Annotated in this window: 2 protein-coding genes; both read left to right on the top strand. The window is 60.9% G+C overall.

What is annotated here, in order from left to right; genetic code table 11:
* Nucleotides 1-78: 78 nt before the first annotated feature.
* Nucleotides 79-1,266 carry a PLP-dependent transferase gene (locus tag FCU66_RS39975; protein ID WP_136620598.1) on the top strand — a complete coding sequence of 396 codons (1,188 nt, stop codon included), beginning with the start codon at nt 79-81 and terminating at the stop codon, nt 1,264-1,266.
* 29 nt (nt 1,267-1,295) lie between these two features.
* Nucleotides 1,296-2,321, top strand: a 1,026-nt coding sequence (locus FCU66_RS39980) for an ABC transporter substrate-binding protein (RefSeq protein WP_136625506.1), incomplete at its 3' end; no start/stop codon positions are given.

Here is a 2,321-nt window from a genome sequence, read left to right on the forward strand (position 1 = left end):
CGAGGCGCTCAAGCTGATCGCCACCGTCGAGGACGATCTCAAGCGCGGTGCCGCCAAACTCAAACTTTCGAGCCAGACATGAACGAGCATCCATCCGGTTTCGATCACGACTATCTTGCCGAGGCGGCGACACTGCTGGCGCATGACGAACCGTTTCCCGGCGGTGCGGTGGTGCCGCCGATCTACCAGACCTCGCTGTTCACCTTCGCCAACTATGCCGAGATGGCCGATACCTTTGCCGGCAAACGAAAACAGCCGATCTATTCGCGTGGCGACAATCCGACGGTGATGGAGTTCGAGGCGCGCGTGGCAGCGCTTGAGGGCGCAGAAGCAGCGCGCGGCTTTTCCAGCGGCATGGCGGCGATCAGCGCCACAGTCCTTGCGTTCGTTGGGGCAGGTGAGCGCATCGTGGCGGTGCGCAATTGCTATGGCGATGCCTACCGCCTGTTCGAGCGGCTGTTGCCGCGGCTCAACATCAAGGTCGACTATGTCGACGGTTCCGACCCGGATGCGGTGGCGGCGGCACTTCCCGGCGCCAAGCTGCTCTATCTGGAAAGCCCGACCTCGATGATGTTCGAGCTGCAGGACATCGCGCATCTGACTCGGTTGGCCAAGGAGCAGGGCATCGTCACCACGATCGACAATTCCTGGGCGACGCCGGTGTTCCAGAAGCCGATCACGCATGGCGTCGATCTGGTGCTGCATTCGGCCTCGAAATACCTTGGTGGCCACAGCGACACCGTCGCCGGCGTCGTGGCGGGGTCGGCCGCTCATATCAAGCACATCAACGAGCAGACCTATTCGTATCTCGGCGGCAAGCTGTCGCCGTTCGAGGCGTGGCTTTTGCTGCGCGGCCTGCGCACGCTGCCACTGCGCCTGCCGCATCATATGAAAAGTGGCCTGACCATCGCCGAACGGCTGAAGGCGCATGCCAATGTCGAGCGGGTCAACCATCCCGTCTATTCAAACCATCCGGGCAAGGCGACGCTGGCCGGCTATGCCGGGCTGTTCTCCTTTGAGGTGACTGACGATATCGACATCCCCGTCTTCGTCGATGCGCTGAAATATTTCCGCATCGGCGTCAGCTGGGGCGGGCACGAAAGCCTGGTCGTGCCGGCCAAGGCGTCGCTCGAGCAGACGCCGGGCCTGAATTCGATGGCGCGCTTCGGCGTCAGCCCCCGAACCATCCGCTTCAATGTCGGATTGGAGAGTGTCGAAGACCTATGGGCGGATGTCGCCCAGGCCTTCGAAAAAGCCAGAAAATAACAAGCGGGTTCAAAATGGGAGTCTTGAACATGAAAAAACTGACCGTCATGCTTGCCACCGTTGCGGGGCTGGCGATTTCCGCCGGAAGCGCTGTGGCCGATTCGACCCTGAAAATGGTCGAAGTCATCACCAGCCCGCCACGCACCGAATTCCTGAAGAAGCAGATCGCCGAGTTCGAAACGGCCAATCCGGGCGTCAAGGTCGAGCTGATCTCGCTGCCCTGGGGCCAGGCTTTCGAGAAATTCCTCACCATGGTGCAGGCCGGCGATACGCCCGATATCGTCGAGATGCCGGAACGCTGGATGGGCCTCTATGCCAACAATGCCCAGCTCGAGGACCTCGGCCCCTACATGGCCAAGTGGGACGACGCCAAGACGCTTGGCGATCGTGCCAAGCAGTTCGGCTCGACCGTCAACAACACCCAGTTCATGATCCCCTACGGCTACTATGTGAACGCGCTGTTCTGGAACAAGAAACTGTTCNNCGCCGGCAAGGGCGGCTACTTCAACGAGGACGGCACCTCGACGATCAACGACGAAGGCTCGGTCAAGGGCTTGCAGATGCTGGCCGACATGTACAAGGACGGCCTAGCGCCGAAGGATGCGGTGAGCTGGGGTTTCAACGAAACGGTCACCGGCTTCTATTCCGGCACCTGCGCCATGCTCAACCAGGATCCGGACGCGCTGCTCGGCATTGCAGGCAAGATGAGCGCCGACGACTTCGCGGTGGCGCCATTGCCGGTCGGGCCGAGCGGCAAGTCCTATCCGACGCTGGGTTATGCCGGATGGGCGATGTTTGCCAACTCGCAGCACAAGGACGACGCCTGGAAGCTGATGGCGACGCTTTTGTCGCCGAAGGACAATCTGGAATGGGCCAAGGAAGTCGGCGTCGTGCCGATCCACAACGGCGCCGACCAGGATCCCCATTTCAAGACCGAGCAGTTCAAGGGCTGGTTCACGGAGCTGAGCGACAGCTCCAAATATGAAATGGTGACCCCGCCGACGCATCTGGAAAACCTTGGCAACTTCGTCGACCAGGTGGCGATCAAGAATTTT

This window comes from Mesorhizobium norvegicum (assembly GCF_004919685.1).
Classification (GTDB): Bacteria; Pseudomonadota; Alphaproteobacteria; order Rhizobiales; family Rhizobiaceae; genus Mesorhizobium; species Mesorhizobium norvegicum.

Coding starts and splice junctions, on each gene's coding strand:
- FCU66_RS39975 (WP_136620598.1), top strand. CDS start 79: ATGAACGAGCATCCATCCGGTTTCGATCACGACTATCTTGCCGAGGCG.